This window comes from Faecalibacterium sp. OF04-11AC, assembly GCF_003460645.1.
GTDB classification, from domain to species: domain Bacteria; phylum Bacillota; class Clostridia; order Oscillospirales; family Ruminococcaceae; genus Faecalibacterium; species Faecalibacterium prausnitzii_I.
On the sequence record NZ_QTVP01000020.1, the window covers coordinates 1 to 23,765 of the forward strand.

Here is a 23,765-nt window from a genome sequence, read left to right on the forward strand (position 1 = left end):
CGTTCCTGCTCCACCGCAAGGCCCCCGTCCCGGCTGCCTCGGCGGCGTCCGCCCTGCCCGCGGCTTCCAGCACGGCGGCCAGCGAGGCCGCCACCAACGGCCTGTTCGGCAAAAACGAGGCGGCTTCTTCTGCTGTTTCGTCGGAACCGGCTGCCCCGGACAACGCCCTGGGCCTGACGGCAGAGGAGGCCAGCGCCATGCTGGCCGACCCGCTGATGGTGCTGGTGAACCACGCCAACAAGATGCCGGACAACTACACGTTTGATACCAAGGAGTGCGGCTCCTCTACCTCGGTGAATAAAACGCTCCAGACCGTGGCCTGCGACGCCTTTCTGGCCATGCAGAAAGCCGCTGCCGCCGACGGCGTGACCGTCTGGATGCAGAGCGGCTACCGCAGCGTCTCCTACCAGACCAAGCTCTATGAGCGGAAGACCCAGTATTACCGCGACAAGGGCTATGACGAGGCCACCGCCAAGGAAAAAGCCGCCGCCATCGTCAACCCGCCGGGCTACTCCGAGCACAACTGCGGCCTGGCCGCCGACCTGAACAGCCCGGAGCACACCGGCCTGGACGAGGGTTTTGAAAACACGGCCGCGTTCCGCTGGCTGTGTGAGCACGCCGCCGAGTATGGCTTTATCCTGCGTTACCCCCAGGGGGCCGAGGATGCCACCGAGATCACCTACGAGCCCTGGCACTGGCGGTATGTGGGCCCGGAGAACGCCGCCAAGATCAACGCAAGCGGCCTGTGCTTTGAGGACTATATCGCCGCCCTGCAGTCCATTGCCGCCTGATGGGCAGACTGCACAAAATATTCCGGTGAACTTTCGGCAAAAGTTATGTCCGCCCCTTTGCATTTCCGGAGCCGATATGGTAAACTAACAGTGGTCTGCCCCTGCGGCAGGCTCAATCCATAAAAGAAGGAATAATCCATGAAAATTCGTGCAAAAATGATCTTATCCACTGCCGCTGTCGCCCTGAGCTGTGCTCTGCTGGCAGGCTGCGGCGGTTCCTCTTCTTCCTCTGCTCCGGCGGCCTCCTCTCAGGCTGCTTCCAGCGTGGCAAGCCCGGCTGTTTCCGAGGCCGCCAGCGCCACGGCAGAGGGCACCAACGGCACCGACGCCCTGGACGACGCCGTGAACACCCTGCTGGACACCAACCCCATCTCCAACCAGTTTGAGATCGCCGCCATGAACATCGAGTACGATTTCGGCATCCAGGCCGACGACATCACCAGCTACAAGGGCGTCAAGAGCAACGATAACGGCGACGCCGGCCTCGTGCTGGTCATCCAGGCCGCCGCGGGCAAGGCCCAGAACGTCGTGGACGCGCTGACCACCTATCAGAAAGATCAGGTAGCGTTCTACGGCAACTACGCCGAGTTTGCACAGGCCCAGTCCAATGTGGAGAATGCCGTCATCGGCAGCAATGACAGCGACCTTGTGGTCATGGTCATCGCCTCCAACGAGTGCTCCGCGGACCTGAGCAGCGCCGTGGACAGCGTCCTCGGCAAATAAGCAGCTTTTCTTCGGCCGGTGCCATCTGCGGCATCGGTCTTTTTCATCACCACAAAAAGGAGCTGACGCCGTGGTTTTCAGCACCATCCTGTTTTTATTCCGGTTCCTCCCCATCACGCTGGCGCTGTACTATCTCGCGCCGGCAAAGCTCAAAAATACCGTTCTGTTCCTGTGCAGCCTCGTGTTTTACTGCTGGGGCGAGGTGCGCTTTTTCCCCATCATGATCGCTCTCATCCTCCTCAACTACCTCTGCGGTCTGGGGCTGGAACGGTTCGACGGCAGCGAGCCCGCCCGCAAATTCTTCCTGCTGGCAGGCCTTGTGGGCAGCCTGGGGATGCTGTTTTATTTCAAATACGCAAACTTTGTGCTCAGCAGTGCCAACGCTCTGCTGGGGACAAGCTTTTCCCCCATCCAGGGCATCAGCACCCTGCCGCTGGGCATCAGCTTCTATACGTTCCAGACGCTCTCCTATACCATCGACGTCTACCGCCGGGACGTAAAGACGGAGCACAACATCATTGATTTCGGCGCGTATGTCGTCATGTTCCCCCAGCTCATCGCGGGCCCCATCGTCAAGTACCGGGACGTGGCGGCCCAGCTGCATGTGACTCATGGCCGCTACAACCTCAAGCAGATCGAGGATGGCATGACCCTGTTCACGTTCGGCCTCGCCAAAAAAGTCCTGCTGGCGGACACCATCGGTGCCCTCTGGACCGACATCATCGGCATTGCGGACAGCCCCTCCACCACGTTCGTGGGGCTTGCCAACGCCTCCACGGCGCTGGTCTGGCTGGGCGTCATTGCCTACTCGCTCCAGCTCTACTTTGATTTTTCCGGCTACTCCATGATGGGCATTGGCATGGGCAAGATGCTGGGATTCGATTTCCCCCAGAACTTCAACTACCCCTACATCTCCGCCTCCATCACCGAATTCTGGCGGCGCTGGCACATGACCCTTTCCGGCTGGTTCCGGGAGTATGTGTATATCCCCCTGGGCGGAAACCGCAAGGGCCTCAAGCGGCAGATCTTCAACCTGTTTGTGGTCGAGCTGCTCACCGGCATCTGGCACGGTGCCAACTGGAATTTCATCTGCTGGGGCCTGTATTACTTTGTGCTGCTGGCCATCGAGAAGCTGTTCCTGCTCCAATACCTGCAAAAGGGGAATGTCTGGCCCCACATCTACACCCTCTTCCTCGTGGTGGTGGGCTGGGCCATGTTTGTGGGCAACGACACCGGCGTCTCGTTCGGGCTGCTGTTCCAGAAGCTCTTTGTCCCCTCGGGCGGCGTGTCGCCCTTCTATTTCCTGCGCAATTACGGCGTGCTGCTGGCCGTCTCGGTGGTCTGCTGCACCCCACTCATTGAAAAGCTCTGGAACCTGCTGCGCCGCCGCACCCTGACCCGGGTGGCTACCATCCTTGTGCTGCTGGTGGTCTCCACGGCCTATGTCGTGGGCAGCACCAACAGCCCGTTCCTGTATTTCAACTTCTAAAAGGGAGGCATTTTTGATGGAAAAACATAACAAAAAACGCGCCTCCCTGCGGCAGTACCCGGTGCTGCTGGCGTTCGGGCTGTTCTTCCTTGGGCTGTTCGTGCTGGATCTCGTCACACCGGACCGCGCCTACAGTGAGCTGGAAAACACCACCCTCGCCCAGCGGCCCAAGCTCACCGCTCCCACGGCAGACGGGCTGAACAATTACTTTACCGGCTACACCAAGTATGTCAAAGATCAGGTGTTTGGCCGGGACGAGTGGATCAGCCTGCAGAGCTTTGTGGAGACAGCCCTCTTCCAGAAGACCGAGAACGGCGGCATCCTGCTGGGCAAAGAACACCAGATGTTCCCCCGCACTTACAGCCTGCTCTCCAGCGAGACCCGCGCTCTGCCCAAGAACACCGCCGCCCTGGAATCCCTCTGCCAGCGCTATCCGGGCAAGGTCAACGTGATGCTGGTGCCTGCGGCCTCCGTGATCTACCCGGAGAACGTCCCTGCGGGCGCCCCGCTCCTCAATGAGGAACCGTATCTCGACCAGCTTTCCAGCGCCGTACAGGCCGCCGGAGGCCGCTTTGTGGACGTGCGGGATCCCCTGCGCAGCCACAAGGACGAATATCTCTACTACCGCACCGACCACCACTGGACAAGCCTGGGGGCATACTACGCCTACAGCCAGCTCTGCGAGGCACTGGGCCTGACGCCCTTTGACCCCGCTGCCCACACGGCCCTGACGCGGGATGGCTTCTATGGCACCCACTATTCCAAGGCCCGCACCTGGAACGCCGTGCCGGACACCATCACCTACTACGAACTGCAGAACGCCCTGACCATCTGGAACGTCACCGGCCCCGGCCAGCCCACCGAGGGCACCACCACCGGCCTGTACGACACCGACAAGCTGAATGTCTACGACAAATACGCCATGTTCCTCCACGGCAACAACGGCCTGAGCCGGGTGGAGGGCGACGGCAGCGGAAAGATCCTCGTCATCAAGGACAGCTACGCCAACTGCTTTGTGCCCTACCTGACGGCCAATTACGCTGCCGTGGATGTGGTGGATTTCCGCAACTACAACTACGGGCTGGACCAGCTCATCGCCGACAACGACTATGACCAGATCCTCGTGCTGTACAGCTTTGACAGCTTCAAGGGTGACCCCTACCTCTACCGGGCGGGCGTTGCAGGCTAAGTTCGAGAATTATTGCAGTGCTTTTTCACAAATTTTGGAAAGCTTTTTCATGCGAGTTCCCGTTTTTGCACCATTCGTTCCCAAATCTCTTGCAGAAACCACCCCCCTGTAGTAGAATGAAACTATCAGAGGGAAACTTTCCGCCACAGGTCTCCCGGTACAGCGCTTTGGCTGGCCCGGGGCCCGGCTTCATTGCAAATCATTTGTAAAGGAGTAATACACTATGACCAACAAACTGAATCTCCCTGCCAGCTATGCAGTCATGAACGAGGAGGAAATGACTTATACCCAGGGCGGCGGTGCTCTTGGTACAGCCGCCACCGTGGTGGGTGCCGTGGTACTGGGCTCCAGCTACCTGTGGGGCATCTCCCAGGCCAGGGACTGGCTGAGTGTCAAGAAGAACCGTGAGGGCAATTTCCTCACCGTGGCAGGCCGCGCTTCGGACGCCATCGCCGCTGATATGGCAAAATCCCCCGCCAACTTCCTGCGCGACGGTGTTTCCACCGCCATGGTGGTAGCCTTTGCCCCCCTGAGCGCCATCCTGCTCATCCTGTGATCCCCTTTCCCCTGCTCTTACGGAACGCACGATGCTTTTCTGCATCGTTTGGCTTTTGCTTTCAAAGGAGTATTACTATGGAGACCACGATGATGTATCCTGCGGCTTATTGTGTCATGACCGAAGAAGAAATGACCTATACCGAAGGCGGTGCCAATCTTCTTCAGGCTGTCTGCGCGGTCGCCGTCCCGGTTTACGGCTGGCTCGCAGGCGTTTCTGCCATCCGCGACTATCGCAAAGCACATCCGACCAACTGGACCAGCACCGGCATCGATGCATGGAACAAGTACATGGATAAGAGCCTCCCGAACACCATTTACGGTGCAGGCTGTGCTTTCTGGACAGCTTCTTCCTGCTTCACCGGCGTCGGCCTGCTCGTCAATGCGCTCATCATCCTTTCGTAACCATTCTTTTCTCCAAAGCATCCAGGCATAACAGAAAGAGCTGAGACCCGTTGGATCTCAGCTCTTTCTGTTTTATACTCAGTTCTGCGCTACCATGTGGATGAGGACCGCGCCCTGGCTCATGTCCACTTTGAAGGAAGCACGGCGGGCACCAATGCCAACCTCCAGCTTGGTCTCCGTGCCATCGTTGTTCACCACATACAGATCGTAGCCCTCCACTGCTTCTTTGTTAATATCAATGTTCGCGACGTACTGACTGCTGCAGGTCACCGTCATCACCTTTTCACCGTTGTCCAGTGTGCCCTCATAGACGGTAGTCCCGCTGAAATTGCTGAAGGCATAGTCCACTTCCTCCAACGCTGCCACACCGTTCACCTCTCCACCTTCAGAACAGATAGAGTAGTTGCTCACGGTACCGTCCTCATTCTGGAATCGTGCCAGGATCTTATTCTTTGCACCACCGTCACAGCAGCTGCTGGTGGTGCGGCCCGTCACAGTTGCTGTAGCTGTGGGTTCTGCGGCAAAGCTGCAAACGGCACTTCCCACCAGAACACAGGCAGACAGGCTGAGCATGGCAACTGTTTTTGCAGTACGATTCATCATAGGTCACTTCTCCTTTTATTGCAGTATCATTTCAGAAACGGTTTCATGCAAGGGCTTTCTTGTTTCCCTCGTTCTATGCTAAAGTATGGCATCCGTTCCTTAAAGAAAACCCGATGTTTTCTTTAAGATTGCCTTAATCTGTGTGAAAACTCTGTGGCGCAAAAAGAGCGAAGATCCAATTGAATCTTCGCTCTTTTTGATACACCTTATGTTTTATGCAAACATGTCTTTCAGCCGCTTGAAGAAGCCTTTGCGTTTCTCGTAGTTGTCTTCTTTCAGGGTGCCCTCAAATTTCTTCAGGGCATCGCGCTGGATCTTGTTCAGCTTCTTGGGGATCTCGACCTCGCACTTGACGTACATGTCGCCCCGGCCGCGGCCGTTCAGATACTGGATGCCCTTGCCACGCAGGCGGAACGTGGTGCCGCTCTGGGTGCCCTCGGGCACGGTGTACTCCACCTTGCCGTCAATGGACGGGACGGTGATGTTATCGCCCAGGACAGCCTGGCTGTAGGTGATGGGCACCGTGACCCAGACATCATAGCCATCGCGCTGGAAGAGCGGATCGGGCCGGACGGTGACCATCACGATGACATCACCGGAGGGGCCGCCGTTGGCACCGGCATCGCCCATGCCGCGGAGTGCAAAGCTCTGATCGTCGTCGATGCCCTTGGGGATGGAGACTTCCAGCGTCTTCTTGGTGGCCGTCTTGCCGCTGCCGTGGCAGCTCTTGCAGGGGTTCTTGACCAGCTTGCCCTTGCCGCCGCAGCGGGAGCAGGGCTGCTGGGTCTGCATCACGCCAAAGGGGGTGCGCTGCTGGCGGATGACATAACCGCGGCCGCCGCAATCCGGGCAGGTCTCAGGGCTGGTGCCGGTCGCGCAGCCGGTGCCGTGGCACTCGGTGCACTCCTGCTGGCGGGTGATGGTGATGTTCTTCTTGCAGCCGTGCACGGCCTCGTCAAAGGACAGGGTGATCCGCACGCGGATGTCCTGGCCCTTGCGGGGGGCGTTGGGGTTGGCCTGACGGGACGAACCGCCAAAGCCACCGAAACCGCCGCCGAAGATATCGCCGAAGATGTCGCCCAGATCCACGCCGTCGCCGCCAAAGCCGCCGAAACCGCCCGCGCCCGGGCCGCCGCCGTTCTGTGCCGCATAGCTGGGGTCTACGCCCGCAAAGCCATACTGGTCATAGAGCTGGCGCTTCTTGGGGTCCGAGAGGACCTCGTTTGCCTCATTGACTTCCTTGAATTTTTCCTCGGCGTCTTTATCGCCGGGGTTATAGTCCGGGTGGTATTTCATTGCCAGCTTGCGGTAAGCCTTTTTGATCTCCGCATCCGTGGCGGTCTTGGATACCCCCAGCACTTCGTAGTAATCACGCTTTTCCTGTGCCATATCCACTCACCTCTCAATTAGTCGCACAACCTCCCCATCACAGCAGCGCACTGCTGCTTCTCGCACAGAAAGCTTCCAGCGGTCTGTACAGACCTGCCCGGCCTGCCAAGGGCTCCCCTGTCAGGAGAGCTGGCGAGCGCAGCGAGACTGAGAGTTTTAAACCCACAAAGGCCGCCCCGGCCAAAACCGGAGCGGCTTTTGGGTTGCTTATCGGCCGCCGCACCCTCCGGTTTGGCCGGGTGCCGTGCCGTTTGTGTCAGCGTTTAGACTTCCTTGAAGTCCGCATCCACGACGCCGTCGTCGTTGGGCTTCTGCTGGTTGTTGTTCGCGCCAGCATCGGGGCCGGACTGCTGTGCGCCAGCGGCCTGTGCAGCGGAAGCGGCCTGATACATCTTCTCAAAGACGTGGCTCAGAGCCTCCTGCTTTGCCTTGATGTCGTCGATGGAGCCGGACTGGACAGCAGTCTTGAGCTCGGCCAGCTTTGCTTCCGCCTCGGTCTTGACGTCAGCGGGCATCTTGTCGCCGTTCTCTTTCAGCATCTTCTCGGTCTGGAAGACCATCTGGTCGGCACCGTTGCGGATATCGACCTCTTCACGCTTCTTCTTATCGTCAGCAGCAAACTGCTCAGCTTCCTTGACAGCCTTGTCGATGTCCTCCTTGGACATGTTGGTGGAAGCAGTGATGGTGATGTTCTGCTCCTTGCCGGTGCCCAGGTCCTTGGCGCTGACCTTTACGATGCCATTTGCATCGATATCAAAGGTAACTTCGATCTGAGGCACGCCACGGGGAGCCGGAGCAATGCCATCCAGGTGGAAGACACCCAGGCTCTTGTTGTCGCGGGCAAACTCACGCTCGCCCTGCAGGACGTTGATCTCAACAGAGGGCTGGTTATCCGCGGCAGTGGAGAAGACCTGGCTCTTGTGGGTGGGGATGGTGGTGTTGCGGTCGATGATCTTGGTGCAGACGCCGCCCAGGGTCTCAATGCCCAGGCTCAGCGGGGTGACATCCAGCAGCAGCAGGCCCTTGACGTCGCCCTGCAGGACGCCGCCCTGGATGGCAGCACCGACAGCCACGCACTCATCGGGGTTGATGCCCTTGAACGGCTCGCAGTTGAGCTCTTTCTTCACGGCATCGTAGACAGCGGGGATACGGGTGGAACCACCGACCATCAGGACTTTCTTCAGGTCAGAGGGACGCAGGCCTGCATCCTGCAGAGCCTTGCGGACAGGGCCCATGGTACGATCGACCAGATCAGCGGTCAGCTCATTGAACTTTGCGCGGGTCAGGGTCATATCCAGATGCTTGGGGCCGGTAGCGTCCGCCGTGATGAACGGCAGGTTGATCTGGCTGCTCATCGCGCTGGACAGCTCGATCTTTGCTTTCTCGGCAGCTTCCTTCAGGCGCTGAGCGGCCATTTTGTCCTTGCGCAGGTCGATGCCGTTTTCGGTCTGGAACGCGTCCGCCATCCAGTTGATGATGCGCTCATCGAAGTCATCGCCGCCCAGGTGGGTATCACCATTGGTGGCCAGGACCTCGGTCACGCCGTCGCCCATCTCAATGATGGAGACATCGAACGTGCCGCCGCCCAGATCGTAGACCATGATCTTCTGGTCTTCCTCTTTATCAATGCCGTATGCCAGAGAAGCGGCAGTGGGCTCGTTGATGATACGCTTGACGTTCAGGCCCGCAATGGTGCCGGCGTCCTTGGTTGCCTGACGCTGGCTGTCGTTGAAGTATGCAGGAACCGTGATAACGGCCTCGGTAACAGGCTCGCCCAGGTAAGCCTCCGCATCGGCTTTCAGCTTCTGCAGGATCATTGCGCTGACCTGCTGGGGAGTGTACTCCTTGCCGTTCAGGGTCACCTTGTGGTCGGTGCCCATGAAACGCTTGATGGAAGCAACGGTGTTCTCAGGGTTGGTGATGGCCTGACGCTTTGCGACCTGGCCGACCAGACGGTCGCCGGTCTTGGTAAAGCCGACCACGGACGGGGTGGTGCGGGCACCCTCAGAGTTTGCGATGACGACGGGCTCGCCGCCCTCCATAACAGCCACGCAGCTGTTGGTAGTACCAAGGTCAATACCAATAATCTTACTCATAAATGAAGTCTCCTCTCAATAAAGAACTTGTTTATCTCATGCTTGAGTGAAAAGCGGATGTTTATTTGAACGCTCCTTTGGGAGCGGGGAAGCTTTGCTTACTCGGCCACCACAACGGTTGCATGGCGGACGATCTTGTCGCCCAGCTTATAGCCTTTCTGGTAGACCGTGATGACGGTGCCGCTCTCCTGCCCGTCCGGGGCGGGGATCTGCTGCACGGCGTTCATAAAGTTGGGGTCAAAGGGCTTGCCCAGCGCCTCGATCTCTTCTACATGCAGGGCAGCCAGCGCCTTGGCGGCTTTGTCCAGCGTCATCATCACGCCTTTTTTGTAGTTCTCGTCGGTGGTGGGGGCGTTGGCGGCCATATCCAGCGTGTCCAGGATGGGGATGATCTGGTTCACGGCGAACGAAACGCCATCGTTGAACTTCTGGTCAGCCTCACGGGTGGAGCGCTTGCGGTAGTTTTCGTACTCGGCAGCCATCCGCAGCAGCTGATCCTTTGCCTGATTGGCATTCTTCTCAGCGGCGTCCAGCTTGGCCTTGACGGCTTCCAGCTCCCGGGCTTTCTTGTTAAAGAAGCCCTCTTTCTTTTTGCCGTCGGTCTTTTCAGTCTCGTCCGTTTCGGGGGCAGCGGCGGTCTCTTCCGGCGCTGCTTCCGGCTCGGCCTGCGGCGCGGTGTTGGGCTCCTCAGCGGGAGTTTCTTCCACCGTCTTCTTGGTTTCTTCGCTCATTCCAAGTCCTCCTTATAGATCACAGTCCGCCGGGGTGCGGCCATCTGCGGGGTGTCTTTTCGTTTGCCGCTCATTCCCTCGCCCAGCTGGTCTGCAAAGGCGTGGAGCAGCGGCATCAGTTTCTGGAACGGCATCCGGGTCGGGCCGATCAACGCGATCGAGCCCCACAGCCCGCCGCCGACCAGGTAGCGGTCGCTGACGATGCACAGGCCGGGGATCTGCGGCTCAATATCCTCGCCCAGCAGGATGCTCTCATTCTGCTCATCCAGCGGGGCAATCAGCCTTGCGGCCTCTTCCTCATCGTTCAGCAGTGTCAGGATGGTGCCCACCTTGCCGTCCAGCTGAGGCCAGTCCAGCAGGTGCTGCTCACCGCCCAGGAACACATGAGGCGTGGTGGAGTCCTGCAGGATGGCGGCGGCGGCGCTGACCACCGGCACCAGCTCCGGGCTGATCTGGCCGCACAGCTCGCTCAGGAGCCGAGACGACAGATCAACGGGTGCCACGAACGTCAGGTTGCGGTTGAGCAGCGCGGCCAGCGCGGCGGCGTTTCCGGAAGCCCGGTGCGGACCCTCGCCACACGGGTGCGGACGTAACCGGCTGTGGTGACCGCCAGCACGGCGGCGGCGCTCCGGCCCACCTGCACCACCTCATAATGGGCGATGCAGAGGTCTTCGGCGCAGGGGGTGCTGACAGCGGCGGTGCAGCCGCTGATGGCGGCCAGCGCCTTGGCAGCGCCCTGTGCCAGCTTTTCCGGCTCATGGTCCAAGCTGGCGAACACCGCGTCCACACGGGCGCGGGTCACACGGTCCAGCGGCTGGTCGTCGGTGAGCAGATGATCCAGATAATAACGGTAACCCTTGGCACTGGGGACACGGCCCGCACTGGTGTGGGGCTGCTCCAGCAGCCCGAGCTTTGTCAGTGCGGCCATCTCATTGCGCAGCGTGGCGCTGGAGACTGCCATGTCAAAGTAGTTTGCCAGCACACTGCTGCCAACGGGTTCGCCCTCGAGGCCATACAGCGCTACAATCGCCTGCAAGACTCGCTGCTTGCGTGCATCCATTGTCATAGCGCCTGCCTCCATTCGTTGTTTTTGTTTCTTTAGCACTCCATCTTCCTGAGTGCTAAGACCATTATAGCCAAATTTCCGGCGCTGTCAATAGCTTCCCAGAAAAGTTTTGAAAGATTCACAAATTCGTAATAACCACGCACGCAAAAAAGGGCCCGTGTCCAGCACAGGCCCTTTTTTCACTTTCATTCTTCCATCTGTTTTGCCAGAAAAGCGGCCGCAACGGCCACGGCTTTCTGCTGGGAGGCGTCCGGTTTGGCGCTCCGGTCCTCTGTCAGCAGGCCCACGGCCCCGGCCACGTCTCCCGCCGCGATGATGGGGGACGCACACAGCAGCACCCGGGGCGAGCCTCGCAGGGGAGCACCGTCTGCTCCGCGTCCTGCCGCAGGTAGGGCTTGCGGCTCTCCATCAGCTTTTCCAGCGGCTGCTGATGCTCCGGTCGGCCAGGTCCCGCCGCCCGGCACCCGCCACGGCCATCATCCGGTCCCGGTCGGCCACAAAGGCCGTCAGGGCAAAGCTCTTGCTCAGCACCTCGGCGTACTGCATCGCCACCCCCTGCAGCTCCCCGATGGGCGAATACTTTTTAAAGATGACCTCGCCGTCCCCGGTGGTAAAGATCTCCAGCGGGTCTCCCCGGCGGATGCGCTGGGTGCGGCGGATCTCCTTGGGGATGACCACCCGGCCCAGCTCGTCGATGCGGCGGACGATTCCAGTTGCTTTCATGGGTTCCATTTCCTCGCTTTCCAGCCCCGTGGGGCTCAGGCTCCTAGATTTTGTACAGCATGGGTATTATGTGGAAAGCAGGCTGGAATTATTCGTCTCTCTATTCTTATAATAATGTCTTTTATCGTCCCTGTCTGCCGGGCTTATGGGCTTTATCCTCGTACATCCGCTGGTCGGCCAGGATGCGGATTTCTTTTACCTCCGTGCTGTCCGCCGGGTAAAGGGCGCTGCCGCAGCTGGTGCCGATGTGCAGCTCCTGCCCGTTGATGACGAACGGCTGAGTCAAGACATTTTTGATCCGCTCGGTCCGCTTGGCGCAGAATTCCTCGCTGAGGGCTCCGTTGACGATGAGGGCAAACTCATCGCCGCCGATGCGGAACGCGTAGTCCGTGCTCCGCACACAGGTCCGCAGCCGACAGGACACAGCCTTGAGCAGCTGGTCGCCCACATCGTGGCCGTAGGTGTCGTTGACGGGTTTGAAGCTGTCCAGATCCAGATAGAACAGCGCAAACGGCTCCCCGGCCTTCTCCTTTTTCTGCAGGGTCGCGTTGAAGAATCTCTCGTTGGAAAGGCCGGTCAGGCCGTCGGTGTTGGCAAGGTCCTCCATCTTCTGCCGCTCGGTACTCTCCCGGTGGAAAGCTTCTTCCTGTTCCGCCAGCGCAAAACGAAGGTCCGTCTTGATGCTCCGCACCAGCGCGGCCACCACCGCCAGTGCCAGGAATGCCAGCAGGAAGATGGTGACGCACTGCACTTTACGCATTCCGGCGTCCACCACGTTCCGCTCCACGATGCCCACAATGGTCAGGTCCTGGAAGCCCACGGCTGGTACACCAGATAATAGTTTCGGCCCTTAAAACGGTAGGGCACACTGCCGCTGCCGCCCTGCAGCGTCTGCTCCTGCATCTCCCGGAGACACGTCTCGTTCACCTCTGTGTTGGTTTCCAGATAATCAAACAGGTTTTCCATCCAGGCCGTGATCTCACTCTTGGGCTCTTCCGAGAGCATGATATCGCCGTTGGGGTAGATGATGTAGCAGTCGCTCCGGCCGCCGTAGGCCCGGCCGCCGATCATCTCTTCAATGGTATCATTATCATAGCTGACCGCCAGGCTGGTGTAGGTGACGCCGTTCATGGTGATGGGGTCCACCGGTACTGCAAACACGACCTTGCGGATCCCACTGGTCGCCGTATAACTGGAAACGATCGGTTCTCCCGCCACCTGCAGCGCCGTAAACACAGCCTGGATGTTTTCACTTCCCAGTCCCTCACGGCCGTCTACCGTCCAGTAATCGCCGTTCTCATTCGCCATATAAAAATCGCTGTAGTTCCAGGTCTTCTTTTCCTCTTTAAAGTCCCTCCACTGGGTAGCCGTCTCGGGGGCGGCCATCTCCCTCAAGTAACCGCCCCAGTCCGCGAGGACATTCCAGTTGCGCTGGGCAAACATGGTAAAGGTCTTGTTCACCTGTTCATAAGTCTCCAGCATGGCCCGCGTGCCCTCGTAGTAGATCTGCTGCCGGATGTAGAGCGCATAAAAGAAGATACTCACGGTCATGAGGAGAACAAGAGCCATGGAAAGGAGAACTTTTTCTTTGTTTTTACGCATTTTTACGCTTTCCTCCGTCTTTTTCACCGAAACGTTACCCCCCCCCGGTCAAAAAATGCAGGAAAGAAAAAGGTTCTGCTCATCATTCCCAATATACCAGATTTCCAGAATCAGTCAATGCACGATTTTTTCAAAATCTGGACAAAAAATTCTATATCTTTGCCAAATCTTTGCCGTTTTTCGGCGTTTGCGTTTCCCCGACGTGTATGTTACAATAAAACCACGTTTTGATACTGCAATGTACAGGGAGAGGGCGGAAAAAGATGCAGCAGGTTTTGGTTTTGGGCGGCGGAGCTCCGGGCTTGCCGCCGCACTGGCGGCAGCGCGGGCCGGGGCGCGGGTGACGGTGCTGGAGCGGAATGCAAAACCCGGCAAAAAGCTGCTGGCCACCGGCAATGGCCGCTGCAATCTGGACAACACCGGCATCGCGCCCGAGCGGTATTTCACCTCGGACCCGGCCGGGCTCAAGCCTCTGCTGGCTGCCGTCAACGCGGCCGACCCGCTGGGCTGGTTTGAGTCGCTCGGCCTCTACACCCGCACCGACGAGGCCGGGCGGGTGTACCCCTACTCCAACCAGGCGGCAGACGTGCTTGCCCTGCTGGAGCACCATCTGGAAAAATACAACGTCCGCATCCGCTGCGGGTGCACTGTCCGCTCCCTGAGCCAGAGCCGGGGCGGGTACGCCGTCCAGTTTGTCAACGCCGAAGGCCAGCCCGAGAGCCTGCGGACGGACGCCGTCATCTGTGCCATGGGCGCGGCCGCCGGGCCCCAGTTTGGCACCGACGGCTTTGGCACCACCTTTGCCGCCCAGTGCGGCGGAAAGCTGGCCCCCCTTTACCCCTGCCTGACCGCTCTGCAAATTGCAAAGCCACAGAAAGCACTGGCGGGCATCCGGGCCAAAGCCACGGCCTCCCTGCTGGATGGCAAAACTCTGTTGGCCGCAGAGACCGGCGAGGTCCAGTTTACGGACTACGGCCTCTCCGGCATCTGCATCATGCAGCTGTCCGGCCTTCTGGCCCCGGGCCGTGGGCCGAAACAGCCCGCCGTGGAGCTGGACCTCTTCCCCGCGCTGGACGAAGCGGCCCTTGCCGCCCTGTTTGCGGCCCGCCCGCCCCGCCTTGCCGGGGACAGCCCGGCGGAATTCTGGCTGGGCCTTGTCCACCCCAAGCTGGGCCGGGCCCTCTGGGCGGCGGCACGGCTGCCGGAAACTTCCCTCCACGCCCTGCCCCTGCAGGCATGGCAGACGCTGGCCCGCACGGCCAAACACTGGCGGTTTGAGGGGCTGACCCCCTGCGGCTGGAAGCAGGCCCAGACCACCGGCGGCGGCCTCTGCCTCAACGAAATGGACGAGCGGTTCCAGTTCCAGGGCTGCCCGGGCCTTTACTTTGTGGGCGAGACGCTGGACTGCGCCGGCAGCTGCGGCGGGTTCAACCTCCACTGGGCTTTTGGCAGCGGCCTGGTGGCCGGGCGCAGTGCGGCAAAGCCTGCCCGGCCCCAAAGGCCTTCAAGCCCCAAAAAGAAACGCTGATACCACAAAAGGGCGTCCGCTCATGGCAGACGCCCTTTGTTTTGCTGTTTTTTATTCGTTGACTGCATGGCCGCCCAGAATCTCCAGCTCTGCCAGTGCTTCAGCTTCCCGTGCCTGCTTGGCTTCCTCGGCAGCTTCCGCCTCCTCGGCTTTCTGGTACTCGGCAAAAACCGACCACATGGGCGGGATGTCCTTGCCGTTCACCTTGCGGTCGAGATAATTTTTCGTGATCTGCACCACCGTGCCGGAGAGTGCCAGCACCGCGAGGAGGTTGGGGATCATCATAAGGCCGTTGAACGTGTCGGAGAGATCCCACGCAAGGCCCAGCTTCATGGTGGCACCCACCACCACCATGCCCACGAAGATCACTTTGTAGACGCGGGTGCCTTTCTGGCCGAAGAGATATTCCACAGCCTTGGTGCCGTAGTGGCTCCAGCCCAGCACCGTGGAATAGGCGAAGAAGAGGAGCGAAATGGCAATGAACTTGGGGCCAAAGCTGCCAAAGGCCGCTGTGAACGCCTGGCCCACCAGCGCATTGTCCTGCACGCCTGCCAGCACGCTGCCGCTCTCAATGTCCACCACGCCGGTGGTCAGGATGACCAGTGCCGTGAGGGTGCAGACCACAATGGTGTCTGCAAAGACCTCAAACACGCCCCACATGCCCTGCTGGACGGGTTCTTTCACATTGGCGGAGGAATTGACCATGACGGCCGAGCCAAGGCCGGCCTCGTTGGAGAACGCGCCCCGCTTGAAGCCCCAGGTCAGGCTCTGGCTGATGCCGTAGCCCAGCGTGCCGCCGCCTGCGGCCTGCAGGTTGAACGCGCCCCGGAAGATGGCCCGGAATGCCGCCGGGATGTTGCCCGCGTGGAGCACCACGATGACGACAGCGCCCACGATGTAGAACAGTGCCATGAGGGGCACCAGTTTTTCGGTGACAGCGGCCACCCGCTTGAGGCCGCCCAGCACGATGAGGGCCGTGACCACCATCAGCGCCACGCCCGTGACGAGGTAGGGCGTGTGGAACGCGGCGTTCATGTTGCCCGCAATGGAGTTGATCTGGCTCATGTTGCCGATGCCGAACGATGCCAGAATGCAGAAACAGGCAAACAGCACCGCCAGCACCTTGCCCAGCGTTTTGCAGCCTTTCTTTGCGCCCAGGCCGTCGGTCAGGTAATACATGGCACCGCCGGACCACTCGCCTTTTTCATTTTTGCGGCGGTAGTACACGCCCAGCACGTTTTCCGAAAAGCTGGTCATCATGCCCAGAATGGCCATGACCCACATCCAGAAGATGGCGCCCGGCCCGCCCGAGACGATGGCCGTGGCCACACCCACGATGTTGCCGGTGCCAATGGTGCCCGCCAGCGCCGTGCACATGCTCTGGAACTGGCTGATGGCCATGTCCTCTTTGCTGGTGTGGGCGGTGACCTCCTTGTTGGTGAACACCGCGCCAATGGTGTGCCGCATCCAGTGGCCCACCCGGCGGAACTGGAAGCCGCCGGTGCGCAATGTCATCCACAGGCCGGTGCAGAACAGCAGCGCCAGCCCGATGGGCCCCCAGACGATGCCGTTGACTGCGCTGTTGACGGTCGTGATCCACTCTACCATACTTTATCCCCTCTACACACAAAAATGCGGGCAGAACCTCCCCCAAAGGCTCTGCCCGCAAAAAGCTCAGCTGTTCTGTCCATGCCTCTTGCACGGAAGACGATGCTCTGTCCTTTTGCCTGAGAGATTGACTCTGCTTTCCCACTCAGAATCGTACACCTTCGGCACCCGCCAAACTGCGGGCTTCTCCAGAGTGCAGCCCTGCGGCCGCACGTCTACAGTTGTATTCAGTTCTCCCTGCGCACACAGCTGTGCGCGACAAATAAACTTTATCATAAGTTCTCCGGTTTGGCAAGCCTTTTTCTCTATTTTATGTTTCAGTTTCATCTCTCATGCCCGGAGATGAATTTTAATATGGTATGACTTTTTTCGATTGTTCAGAGTTTGCATCCTGTATAACCGCCAGACAAACAGCCCATCCTCCTGCTGAAAGGGGGATGGGCTGTTTTGCATTCTCATCACGATAAAACCCGCGGCTGGCAGCCGTTCTGGGCCGCACTGGGGGCAGCGCTTCTGGTACTGCTGCCGCTGGTGGGCGGCACCATCCTGCTCACCCGGCAGTCCCTCCGCACCAGGTTGGCCGCCAAACCCCAGAGCGGGGTGGCTGTCCGGATGCCAAAGACCGAAAACCAGCTCACCCTGCTGGTCTGCACCGCAGGCGAGCAGCCGGGCTTTGTGCTGCTCTACCTCAACGCCAGCCAGAACTGTATCCGGTTGGCGGCGCTGCCTGCGGAGACTGCCAGTCCCCTTTGGGCAGGGAGAGGCCACGCTGGCCCAGTGCTATGCCGCGGCCGGCCCAGCCCGCTGCCGGGAAGCCTTATTGGAGCCTCTGGCTCTGCCCGAGACCACCCGCTATCTCGCTCTCTCCCCCAGTGTCCTGGCCGCCATCGCGGACCGGTACGGGATGCTGCGGGTGGGCTTTTCCGGCGCGCTCACCGCCGACGAGCTGGCCCAGTGCGGCCTTTCCGGCGGGGTGCAGGCTCTCTCGGCCCGAGAGGCGCAGAGCCTCTTTTCCGGGTGGGACAAAGACGGCACCCTCCCGCCCAGCCACCGGGCTGCCGCCCGGGCGGCGGTGTGGGACGCGTTTTTCCGGCAAGATCTCGAACTGCTCCCCACGACCCTCCCTGCGGCCCTCCGGGCCCACAGCTCGGAGCTGCTGACTGACCTGACGGCGCAGGACTTATTGACACTGGAAAGCACGCTGGAGTTTCTGGCCAACGGCAATGCCGCCGTTTCCGCCGACGCGCTGCCCGGCGCGTGGAACCCAACCCGCCGCTTTTACGGGTTGACGGATGCCTCCCGGGCCGCCGTGCAGACTCTCTTCAACGTCTGGCCCACCGAGGCGCAGGCGGCATCGTCCAGCGAGCCGTAACCCAGCACCAGCGTTCCGGTCTGGTGCCGGGCTCCGGTCAGGTCGTAATCGCTCAACAGGTTCAGCCGCACCCCCTCGGCCTCGGCAGCCCGGCGGAGGGCTTCATCCGGCGGGGCATTTTTCAGGGAGGCCAGCAGGTGCAGGCCGGTATGGAGCCCCGCCAGCCGCAGCTGCCCGGGGGCAAAGGCAGCGTTCAGGGCTGCCGTCAGAGCATCCCGCCGGGCCTTGTAAGCCACCCGCTCCCGGGCCAGATGCCGGGTAAAATACCCCTCGGTGATGAACCGGGCCAGCGTCTGCTGCTCAAACCGGCCCACCGTGCTGGCATAGAGGCGGTAGGTCTTCCACCAGGCGGGCAGCAGGTGCTCCGGCAGCACCATATAGGCGATACGGATGCTGGGGGCCAGGCTCCGGGAGCAGGTGGAAAGGTAGACCACCGGGCCGTCGGCCCCCGCCATCCCCTGCAGGCTGGGCAGGGGGCGGGTGTCAAAACGGAACTCGGAATCGTAGTCATCCTCAATAATATACCGCTCCCCGGGGCGCTTGGCCGCCCAGTGGAGCAGCTCGGCCCGGCGGCCCGCCGGCATGGTGACGCCTGTAGGGAACTGGTGGCTGGGGGTAACGTAGCAGACCGACGCCCCGGACCGGGAAAGTTCTTCGATGGAAAGGCCGTCTTCGTCCACGGGCAGACAGCAGCACTCCACGCCATTGTTCTCCAGCACCTGTTTGGCGCGGGGGTACCCGGGGGTCTCCACGGCGGCTTTGCCGGGCAGCAGCGGGGCCAGCAGGCCCAGCAAGTATTCCAGGCCGGCTCCCACCACGATCTGCTGGGGCGAGCACTGCACGCCCCGGTATTCTTCCAGATAATCCGCCAGCGCCTGCCGCAGCTCCCAGTCGCCCTGAGCATCGCCGTGGGTCAGCAGCTCCGGCGAGGAGTAGAGCAGCTCCTTTTGGAGCCGCGCCCAGGTACGGAACGGGAAGAGCGCCGGGTCCACGCCCCGGGTGGAAAGATCATACCGGACCGGCGGAGAGGGCGGTGCGGCCTCCCCGGCAGGCGCTTCCGGCTCCATGGGCTTTGCCGGAGTGCCCGGATCACGTTCCGGCCGGGGAGGCAGCGCCAGATATTCCTGTACATAAAAGCCGCTGCGCTCCTTTGGCTCCAGATAGCCCTCCGCCGCTAAGATCTGATACGCGGCATCCACCGTGTTGACAGAGACAGAAAGCTCCGCCGCCAGCCGCCGTTTGCCGGGCATCCGGGTGCCTGCCGGGATGGCCCCGGCGCGCATCTCGGCGGCAAGGCTCTGATACAGTTGCTCATACAGCGGCACAGCGGAAGCCGCGTCCAGTGCTGTGGTCAAATGGAACACAAAACCCCTCCTCTTTTTGGGCAAAGACCCGAACTGACCCCATAAAAAATCTTTATTCTGGGTATTTCCATGGTGCCAGTTCCGTGTATAATAGGAGCATACCCGTTCGGAGCAGAAATGTCAACTATTCCGGTAGGTAAGCGGTTGCGAAGCAATCAAAGCCCCAGTGGGGCTTTGAAGCGAAACGAACGGTCTTGCAAGGCAAGATGGAGGGCCCCGCCCCGACAAGTTCGTAAGACCTTAAAATTGGAGGGAATCATCTGATGTCTACCACTGTAATGTGGCTGCTGCTGGCAGTCGTTGTGATCCTGATCGTCTTTGCCAGTGTGCTGTACAAGCGCACCTTTACCGTCCACGAGCTGGCCCTGACCGGCGTGATGGCCGCTCTGAGCCTTGTGGCTTACCTGTTCTTCCGCATCCCGTTCTACGGCGGCTCCTCGTTCCATCTGGGCAACACCTTTACGGCCCTGACCGCCCTGCTGCTGGACGGTGTCTCCGGCGGTCTGGCAGGCGCCATTGGCCTGGCTCTGGCCGATATCCTGGCCGGTGACCCGGGCTACGCCATCACCACCTTTGTGCTGAAATTCATCATCGGCATCACCTGCGGTGCCGTGGCCCACAAGATCTTCAAGCTCCGCGATCGGAACGCCCATGAGAAAGGCTATCTGGTCAAGGTCATCGTGGCCGCCGGTTCCGGCCTGTTCCTCAATGTCCTGACGGACCCGTTCCTCGGCTACTTCCGCAACGTGTTCATCTTCGGCCAGGAATACACCGTGGCACAGGCCCTGTCCAAGATCGCCGGCGGCGTCACGCTCGTCAACAGTGTGGCCTCCACTGTCTGCGTCGTCATCCTGTACCTGGCTCTGCGTCCCGCTCTGGAGCGTGCAAAGCTCCTGACCAAGGGCGAAACCAAGTAAATTCTTCTTTCACGGCTCCCCCCGCCGTGCTCACACAACGGAAAAACGCCCAGCCAATGGCTGGGCGTTTTTCCGTTATTTGTCACAGTTTTTCAAACACCAGGAACCGGAATGCAATCTCCGTGGTCAGCTCCGGCAGAGCGGCCAGACGGGCAGCGCCGTCCCGGGGCGTTTTCCAGTAGTAAGGCGTCATGGCAAACAGAGCCTCCAGCTGGGAGGCAGGCACGGTGATGGTGCCGCGCGCTTCCCGCTCCCCGATGGGGCGGAAGCCCTCGTAGGCCACCTCCTGCACCGGGTTTTTATAGGGCTCCGCGTACAAAACGGCTTTCATCTGGTAGAGATGTTCCGCCCCGGGCACGACGTAGATCATCCGTCCGCCAGGGCGGAGCACCCGCAGGAACTCTTCCCGCGCAAAAGGCGAGAAACAGTTGAGCAGCAGGTCGGCCCAGCCGGTTTTGACCGGCTGGTGGAAGCTGGACGCCACCGCATACCGGGCCGTGGGCAGAGCCTTGGCGGCCAGCCGCACGGCGGGCTTGGCAATATCAAACCCGGCCAGCTCCAGCGGACGGGCGGCAGCGGCAAACTGCCGCGCGATGCAGCGGTCATACCAGCCCTCGCCGCAGCCTGCATCCAGCAGGCGGAGGGGAGCTTCCTGTGCGGCGGGGATGCCGTATTCCAGGCACAGCTCCCCCAGCGCCTGCCCGAAGATGCCGTAATACCCGGCACCCAGGAACGCGCGGCGGGCGGCCACCATCTCCTTGCTGTCGCCGGGGGCTTTCGTCCGGGTATTCTGGACGGGCAGTAAGTGCCAATAGCCCTCTTTGGCGCGGTCAAAACAGTGGCCGGAGGGGCATTTCAGGGTCACATCCCCGGCAAGCGGTGCCCCGCACAGCGGGCAGCGCCAGGGTGCAAACGCAGCGGTGCCCATTACACTTCCTCGCTGTGGTCCTCAATGGGGGCCGTTGCGCCGCCGTGGGCGCTCATATACTCTTCAAAGTTGGTAAACTTCTGCTGCGGCGGGCGGCGGCTGATGAGGACAAGGCCCGGGTCTTCGTCCTTGGCGGCGGCCACACGGCCCCGGCGGCTGGGCTCGGCCTTGGGGGCACGGGCCGGGCGGCCTGCCCCCTGCCCCGCGCTGAACGCGCTGCCACGGCGGTTTGCCTGCGGCTGGCTGCCGGGCTGTGCAGGCCTTGGGGGCACGGGCCGGGCGGCCTGCCCCCTGCCCCGCGCTGAACGCGCTGCCACGGCGGTTTGCCTGCGGCTGGCTGCCGGGCTGTGCATTCCGGGGCTCGTTCTGGCTGCCGCTCTGGTTCTGGGCCGGGCGGGCACCGCGGTCATTCCGCTCATTGCGGCTGCCGCGGGCATTGCGGTCACGGCGGCTGTTGTTCTCACTCTTGGGGCCGTTATTGCTCTGCACCGGGGCGGCGGGCTTGGCGGCCGGGGCGGCATTCTGGTTCTGATTCAGATTCTTCTTGGCCGGGCGGAGCGGAGTCGTCTCCGGGGCGCTGACAAAGTGGGGGTCAAACTTGGGCTGTGCGTTGCTGCCGCGGCTCGGGGCCTGCGCGGCGCCGCCCTCACGGCGGCGGTTATTATTGGAACGGCGGTTTTCATTGCGTCCGCCGGGAGTGCGCTTCTGGTTTTCGTCCATGAGATGTTCCTCTTTTGCTTCGATTTTGGGGATTGCGTTTGCCTTTTGGGCTTTGGGTTCGGCCTTGACGGCCTTTGCCGCTTTCGCGGTTTTTTCTGCTTTGGGTGCTTTTTCCGCCTTGGCGGCTTTTACAGGCTTTTCAACCGGGGCCGGGGCCTCGGCTGCGGCCTCCATCTTGGGTTTTCTGCCCCGCACCGGGGGCGCTGCTTTTACCGGGGCGGGCACGCCGTCCCAAGGGTGGCCGGAGATGACCGGGATCTGACGGCGGTTCAGCTTTTCGATGCCGGCCAGATACTCTTTTTCCTCGGGTGCGCAGAAGCTCACCGCCGTGCCGTCGGCACCGGCGCGGGCCGTGCGCCCGATGCGGTGGACATAGGTCTCGGGCACCTCGGGCAGGTCGTAGTTGAAGACATGGGACAGCTCGCTGATGTCAATGCCGCGGGCCGCGATATCGGTGGCCACCAGCACTTTTGTTTTGCCGGCCTTGAAGCCCTCCAGCGCCGCCACGCGGGCGGACTGGCTCTTGTTGCCGTGGATGGCGGCGGCAGGGATGCCCTGCTTGTTGAGGTCTTTGGCGATCTTATCCGCGCCGTGCTTGGTGCGGCTGAACACCAGTGCGTTGACCACCGGCGGGTTCAGGTTCTTGATGAGCCAGGGCAGCAGGAACTTCTTGTTGCCTTTTTCGACAAAATACAGGCTCTGGTCGATGCGGTCCACGGTGCTGGAGACCGGGTCCACCTTGACGAACGCCGGGTCTTGCAGGATGCCGGCGGCCAGCTGCTCGATCTCTTTGGGCATGGTGGCGCTGAACATGAGGTTCTGGCGCTGCTTGGGCAGCTTGGCGATCACTTTCTTCACGTCGTGGACAAAGCCCATGTCCAGCATCCGGTCGGCTTCGTCCAGCACAAAAATTTCAATGTTCGAGAGGTCCACCAGCCCCTGCCCCACCAGGTCGTTCAACCGGCCCGGGCAGGCGATGAGGATCTCAACGCCCTTTTTGATGGCCTCCACCTGCGGAGCCTGGCCCACACCGCCAAAGATGACGGTGGCGCGCAGCTTCTGGTACTTGCCGTAGGCGGCAAAGCTCTCCCCGATCTGGAGCGCCAGCTCCCGGGTGGGGGTGAGGATCAGCGCCCGGATGGCACCCGGCTTGCGGGGCTTGGCGGCATTGAGGCGGTCCAGCATGGGCAGCGCGAAAGCAGCGGTCTTGCCGGTGCCCGTCTGGGCGCAGCCCATTAAATCCCGTCCTTCCAGCACCGGCGGAATGGCTTTGGCCTGGATGGGCGAGGGCGTTTCGTAGCCCGCCTCCGCAATGGCACGCAGCAGGGGGGCGGACAGATTCAGTTCGTTAAAAGTCATGGTTCTCCTATTGGGTTATTCGATAATTTTCCGGCACTCGATGTAATAGCGTTTTTCCTCCGCATGACCCATACTGAACGTCTTGCGGGGCAGCACGCCGCCCATCACGATGCCTTTGAACAGGTCGCTCTTTTCAAAGGGCGGCAGCAGGAAGCCCACCCCGCCCTGTTTGGTCAGGGCACGGACCGCAGGCTCATCGTGGACATAATCCACCCGGGCCTCCTTATGGCGGGCCATAAAGTATTCAATAAATTCATCAATGGTGCCCACGGTCAGGGGGGCCACCGGGTCTTCAAAGCTCAGCACATTGGCGATGTGGGGGCCTGCCAGGGTAAAGGACTGCTTTTTGGAGCTGCCAAAGCAGATGCCCGCCATATTGCCGTCGCTCCAGGAAATGAGGGCCAGCAGCACGGCCCCGCAGTCCACGTTGAAGAGCACCCGGTGGATGGGCTCGATCTCAATGGCAGGCGAATGGACATTGCACACCTCGGCCAGGCACCAGCGGGCGGGATGAGTCTCCCGCTGCTCGGGCGTCAGGGTGGGTTTCAGCTCTTCCCAGTAAGCCTTGGCGGAGGCCAGCGAGTGGTTGCCGTCGCCCACAGCCAGC

The 23,765-nt window shown here is 61.1% G+C and carries 23 protein-coding genes, 1 pseudogene and 1 riboswitch; of the genes and pseudogenes, 9 read left to right on the forward strand and 15 right to left on the reverse strand.

Going from position 1 to position 23,765, the window contains the following annotated elements; all coding sequences use genetic code 11:
* From DXA70_RS09725 to DXA70_RS09750, 6 genes are all read left to right on the forward strand, one after another.
* Window positions 1-791: M15 family metallopeptidase (locus tag DXA70_RS09725; protein WP_243001283.1), on the forward strand; the 791-nt coding region annotated here is incomplete at its 5' end.
* A gap of 138 nt (window positions 792-929) precedes the next feature.
* Window positions 930-1,514 carry a DUF4358 domain-containing protein gene (locus DXA70_RS09730; protein ID WP_128118351.1) on the forward strand — a complete coding sequence of 195 codons (585 nt, stop codon included), beginning with the start codon at window positions 930-932 and terminating at the stop codon, window positions 1,512-1,514.
* A 70-nt stretch (window positions 1,515-1,584) separates the two neighbouring features.
* A complete protein-coding gene (locus DXA70_RS09735) occupies window positions 1,585-3,003 on the forward strand; it encodes an MBOAT family O-acyltransferase (protein WP_128118352.1) in 1,419 nt (472 codons plus the stop codon).
* A gap of 16 nt (window positions 3,004-3,019) precedes the next feature.
* On the forward strand, window positions 3,020-4,192 hold the full coding sequence (locus DXA70_RS09740) for a DHHW family protein (protein ID WP_128118353.1): 1,173 nt from the start codon (window positions 3,020-3,022) through the stop codon (window positions 4,190-4,192).
* Window positions 4,193-4,415: 223 nt separating this feature from the next.
* Window positions 4,416-4,748: a hypothetical protein gene (locus DXA70_RS09745; protein ID WP_128118354.1), complete on the forward strand. Its 333-nt coding sequence runs from the start codon at window positions 4,416-4,418 to the stop codon at window positions 4,746-4,748.
* Window positions 4,749-4,837: 89 nt separating this feature from the next.
* Window positions 4,838-5,152: a hypothetical protein gene (locus tag DXA70_RS09750; protein ID WP_243001284.1), complete on the forward strand. Its 315-nt coding sequence runs from the start codon at window positions 4,838-4,840 to the stop codon at window positions 5,150-5,152.
* Window positions 5,153-5,230: 78 nt separating this feature from the next.
* Here the strand turns inward: DXA70_RS09750 and DXA70_RS09755 are convergent, their stop codons facing one another.
* The 9 genes and pseudogenes from DXA70_RS09755 to DXA70_RS09790 form a co-directional block, all read right to left on the reverse strand.
* Window positions 5,231-5,755, reverse strand: a complete 525-nt coding sequence (locus DXA70_RS09755) for a hypothetical protein (RefSeq protein WP_128118355.1) — start codon at window positions 5,753-5,755, stop codon at window positions 5,231-5,233.
* 213 nt (window positions 5,756-5,968) lie between these two features.
* The gene (dnaJ, locus tag DXA70_RS09760; RefSeq protein WP_128118356.1) at window positions 5,969-7,144 is read right to left on the reverse strand and encodes a molecular chaperone DnaJ; all 1,176 of its coding nucleotides are present in this window, start codon (window positions 7,142-7,144) and stop codon (window positions 5,969-5,971) included.
* A gap of 263 nt (window positions 7,145-7,407) precedes the next feature.
* Entirely contained in the window at window positions 7,408-9,240 is a 1,833-nt protein-coding gene (gene dnaK / locus DXA70_RS09765) for a molecular chaperone DnaK (RefSeq protein ID WP_128118357.1), read from the reverse strand.
* Window positions 9,241-9,338: 98 nt separating this feature from the next.
* The gene (locus DXA70_RS09770) at window positions 9,339-9,971 is read right to left on the reverse strand and encodes a nucleotide exchange factor GrpE (protein ID WP_128118358.1); all 633 of its coding nucleotides are present in this window, start codon (window positions 9,969-9,971) and stop codon (window positions 9,339-9,341) included.
* Window positions 9,968-10,474, reverse strand: coding sequence for an HrcA family transcriptional regulator (locus DXA70_RS15100; protein WP_278321329.1), 507 nt, complete (start codon window positions 10,472-10,474; stop codon window positions 9,968-9,970). The genes DXA70_RS09770 and DXA70_RS15100 overlap by 4 nt, the downstream gene beginning before the upstream one ends.
* A 5-nt stretch (window positions 10,475-10,479) precedes the next feature.
* A complete protein-coding gene (locus tag DXA70_RS15105; protein WP_278321330.1) occupies window positions 10,480-11,037 on the reverse strand; it encodes a hypothetical protein in 558 nt (185 codons plus the stop codon).
* Window positions 11,038-11,222: 185 nt separating this feature from the next.
* Window positions 11,223-11,760, reverse strand: a pseudogene (locus tag DXA70_RS14525) (stage V sporulation T C-terminal domain-containing protein).
* Between the two features lie 121 nt (window positions 11,761-11,881).
* On the reverse strand, window positions 11,882-12,580 hold the full coding sequence (locus DXA70_RS09785; protein WP_128118359.1) for a GGDEF domain-containing protein: 699 nt from the start codon (window positions 12,578-12,580) through the stop codon (window positions 11,882-11,884).
* Window positions 12,562-13,362: a cache domain-containing protein gene (locus DXA70_RS09790; RefSeq protein ID WP_128118360.1), complete on the reverse strand. Its 801-nt coding sequence runs from the start codon at window positions 13,360-13,362 to the stop codon at window positions 12,562-12,564. The genes DXA70_RS09785 and DXA70_RS09790 overlap by 19 nt, the downstream gene beginning before the upstream one ends.
* 238 nt (window positions 13,363-13,600) lie before the next feature.
* Between DXA70_RS09790 and DXA70_RS09795 the strand changes: the two genes are divergently transcribed.
* Window positions 13,601-14,890: an aminoacetone oxidase family FAD-binding enzyme gene (locus DXA70_RS09795; RefSeq protein WP_243001285.1), complete on the forward strand. Its 1,290-nt coding sequence runs from the start codon at window positions 13,601-13,603 to the stop codon at window positions 14,888-14,890.
* A 51-nt stretch (window positions 14,891-14,941) separates the two neighbouring features.
* On the opposite strand, the gene DXA70_RS09800 is transcribed toward DXA70_RS09795, so the two are convergent.
* The gene (locus DXA70_RS09800; protein ID WP_128118361.1) at window positions 14,942-16,498 is read right to left on the reverse strand and encodes an alanine/glycine:cation symporter family protein; all 1,557 of its coding nucleotides are present in this window, start codon (window positions 16,496-16,498) and stop codon (window positions 14,942-14,944) included.
* A 97-nt stretch (window positions 16,499-16,595) separates the two neighbouring features.
* A riboswitch (glycine riboswitch) is annotated at window positions 16,596-16,700 on the reverse strand.
* 256 nt (window positions 16,701-16,956) lie between these two features.
* Window positions 16,957-17,136 (reverse strand): hypothetical protein, encoded by a 180-nt coding sequence (locus DXA70_RS09805; protein WP_128118362.1) that lies wholly within the window; start codon window positions 17,134-17,136, stop codon window positions 16,957-16,959.
* Between the two features lie 182 nt (window positions 17,137-17,318).
* Between DXA70_RS09805 and DXA70_RS09810 the strand changes: the two genes are divergently transcribed.
* On the forward strand, window positions 17,319-17,870 hold the full coding sequence (locus tag DXA70_RS09810) for a hypothetical protein (protein ID WP_128118363.1): 552 nt from the start codon (window positions 17,319-17,321) through the stop codon (window positions 17,868-17,870).
* Here DXA70_RS09810 and DXA70_RS09815 read toward each other — a convergent pair.
* Window positions 17,777-19,234, reverse strand: a complete 1,458-nt coding sequence (locus DXA70_RS09815; protein WP_128118364.1) for a PLP-dependent aminotransferase family protein — start codon at window positions 19,232-19,234, stop codon at window positions 17,777-17,779. The two genes, DXA70_RS09810 and DXA70_RS09815, sit on opposite strands and share 94 nt — an antisense overlap.
* A 263-nt stretch (window positions 19,235-19,497) precedes the next feature.
* Between DXA70_RS09815 and DXA70_RS09820 the strand changes: the two genes are divergently transcribed.
* Window positions 19,498-20,151 carry an ECF transporter S component gene (locus tag DXA70_RS09820; protein WP_128118365.1) on the forward strand — a complete coding sequence of 218 codons (654 nt, stop codon included), beginning with the start codon at window positions 19,498-19,500 and terminating at the stop codon, window positions 20,149-20,151.
* Window positions 20,152-20,233: 82 nt separating this feature from the next.
* Here the strand turns inward: DXA70_RS09820 and DXA70_RS09825 are convergent, their stop codons facing one another.
* The 3 genes from DXA70_RS09825 to DXA70_RS15110 all read right to left on the reverse strand — a co-directional run bounded on the left by DXA70_RS09825 (window position 20,234) and on the right by DXA70_RS15110 (window position 23,758).
* Window positions 20,234-21,079 carry a putative RNA methyltransferase gene (locus DXA70_RS09825; protein WP_128118366.1) on the reverse strand — a complete coding sequence of 282 codons (846 nt, stop codon included), beginning with the start codon at window positions 21,077-21,079 and terminating at the stop codon, window positions 20,234-20,236.
* A 63-nt stretch (window positions 21,080-21,142) separates the two neighbouring features.
* The gene (locus tag DXA70_RS09830) at window positions 21,143-23,158 is read right to left on the reverse strand and encodes a DEAD/DEAH box helicase (RefSeq protein ID WP_243001286.1); all 2,016 of its coding nucleotides are present in this window, start codon (window positions 23,156-23,158) and stop codon (window positions 21,143-21,145) included.
* 15 nt (window positions 23,159-23,173) lie between these two features.
* Entirely contained in the window at window positions 23,174-23,758 is a 585-nt protein-coding gene (locus DXA70_RS15110; RefSeq protein WP_278321331.1) for a DUF1015 family protein, read from the reverse strand.
* Window positions 23,759-23,765: the final 7 nt, after the last annotated feature.

Coding starts and splice junctions, on each gene's coding strand:
- DXA70_RS09730 (WP_128118351.1), top strand. CDS start 930: ATGAAAATTCGTGCAAAAATGATCTTATCCACTGCCGCTGTCGCCCTG.
- DXA70_RS09740 (WP_128118353.1), top strand. CDS start 3,020: ATGGAAAAACATAACAAAAAACGCGCCTCCCTGCGGCAGTACCCGGTG.
- DXA70_RS09745 (WP_128118354.1), top strand. CDS start 4,416: ATGACCAACAAACTGAATCTCCCTGCCAGCTATGCAGTCATGAACGAG.
- DXA70_RS09750 (WP_243001284.1), top strand. CDS start 4,838: ATGATGTATCCTGCGGCTTATTGTGTCATGACCGAAGAAGAAATGACC.
- DXA70_RS09755 (WP_128118355.1), bottom strand. CDS start 5,755: ATGATGAATCGTACTGCAAAAACAGTTGCCATGCTCAGCCTGTCTGCC.
- dnaJ (WP_128118356.1), bottom strand. CDS start 7,144: ATGGCACAGGAAAAGCGTGATTACTACGAAGTGCTGGGGGTATCCAAG.
- dnaK (WP_128118357.1), bottom strand. CDS start 9,240: ATGAGTAAGATTATTGGTATTGACCTTGGTACTACCAACAGCTGCGTG.
- DXA70_RS09770 (WP_128118358.1), bottom strand. CDS start 9,971: ATGAGCGAAGAAACCAAGAAGACGGTGGAAGAAACTCCCGCTGAGGAG.
- DXA70_RS15105 (WP_278321330.1), bottom strand. CDS start 11,037: ATGACAATGGATGCACGCAAGCAGCGAGTCTTGCAGGCGATTGTAGCG.
- DXA70_RS09790 (WP_128118360.1), bottom strand. CDS start 13,362: ATGCGTAAAAACAAAGAAAAAGTTCTCCTTTCCATGGCTCTTGTTCTC.
- DXA70_RS09795 (WP_243001285.1), top strand. CDS start 13,601: ATGTACAGGGAGAGGGCGGAAAAAGATGCAGCAGGTTTTGGTTTTGGG.
- DXA70_RS09800 (WP_128118361.1), bottom strand. CDS start 16,498: ATGGTAGAGTGGATCACGACCGTCAACAGCGCAGTCAACGGCATCGTC.
- DXA70_RS09820 (WP_128118365.1), top strand. CDS start 19,498: ATGTCTACCACTGTAATGTGGCTGCTGCTGGCAGTCGTTGTGATCCTG.
- DXA70_RS09825 (WP_128118366.1), bottom strand. CDS start 21,079: ATGGGCACCGCTGCGTTTGCACCCTGGCGCTGCCCGCTGTGCGGGGCA.
- DXA70_RS09830 (WP_243001286.1), bottom strand. CDS start 23,158: ATGACTTTTAACGAACTGAATCTGTCCGCCCCCCTGCTGCGTGCCATT.